Source organism: Polynucleobacter sp. MG-28-Ekke-A2 (assembly GCF_035012985.1).
In the GTDB taxonomy this organism is placed as follows: Bacteria; Pseudomonadota; Gammaproteobacteria; order Burkholderiales; family Burkholderiaceae; genus Polynucleobacter.
Genome location: NZ_JAYGQU010000049.1, coordinates 1 through 1,119, shown reverse-complemented (window position 1 = coordinate 1,119; position 1,119 = coordinate 1). Strand labels below are relative to the sequence as shown.

The following is a 1,119-nucleotide window of genomic DNA, read 5'->3' as shown; positions in this document are numbered from 1 at the left end:
AGTCACGATTTACAGAGACCCAAATCGTTGGGATTTTGAAAGAAGCCGAGGGCGGTATTGCGATGGCAGACATATTGCGCACGCATGGCATTAGCGGTGCCACCTTCTACAAGTGGCGCTCCAAATACGGCGGCCTTGAAGCGTCTGAGCTCAAACGAGTAAAGGAGCTAGAGCAGCAGCTATCAGAATATAAAACGATGGTGGCTGAACTGACCCACGATAACCGAGCGCTCAAGAACCTCATTGAAAAAAAGCTCTAGCGCCAACCGGTAAAAGAGAAGCAGTCGATTACCTGGTTGGCGAAGAAGCGGTACCCATTACACGGGCTTGCGCTCATTTGGGACTGGCTAGGTCATCGTATTACGAGCGCCCAAGGAGCAAAGCTAAAGCTGATGAGCCTGTTATTGAAGTACTTAATCAAGTGGTTGCCAAGAATAGGCGCTGGGGATTTAGATTATGTTTTGATTGGATGCGCAATCAGGGTTACGAGTGGAATCACAAGCGGGTATGGCGTGTGTATAAGGAGATGGGTTTGAACTTACCCAGAAGAACCAAAAAGCGTATCCCCAAGATGCCAAGGGTTCCACTTGTTGCCCCTACCGAGGCTAACTCGATGTGGGCCTTAGATTTTATGTACGACACCTTGCATTACGGCCGGCCTTTTAGGACCCTGAACGTCATTGATGAATCCAACCGAGAAGTATTGACTATTGAAATCGATATCAGCCTGCCAGCAGCCAGAGTAGTGCGAACCCTAGAGCAATTGGAAGAGATCCATGGTTTACCTCAGGCGATACGTCTGGACAACGGGAGTGAACTTCGGTCTGCAGTCTTTATGGGATGGTGTGAGGAAAAAGGGATTGAACTGAAATTTATCCAGCCGGGCAAGCCGCAACAAAATGCATTTATAGAGCGATTTAACAAAACCTACCGTCATGAAGTACTCAATGCGTATTTATTTGAAAACCTCAGGGAGGTGCGTGAAATTACAGAAAACTGGATCACGATTTACAACGAAGAAAGACCGCACAGCTCTCTTGGCAGAATATCGCCTAGAGACTATCGAGCAAAGGCAGAAAACAACACTTTAGGAATGTCGGCTTGACGGGGGATACTACA

The 1,119-nt window shown here is 47.6% G+C and carries 1 protein-coding gene; it reads left to right on the top strand.

What is annotated here, in order from left to right; all coding sequences use genetic code 11:
• A protein-coding gene (locus VC188_RS11850) for an IS3 family transposase (protein ID WP_323484100.1) occupies window positions 1-1,105 on the top strand; the annotation gives its coding sequence in 2 pieces (ribosomal slippage) (window positions 1-255 and window positions 255-1,105; 1,106 coding nt annotated over the 2 pieces). This gene is flagged as partial in the annotation.
• Window positions 1,106-1,119: the final 14 nt, after the last annotated feature.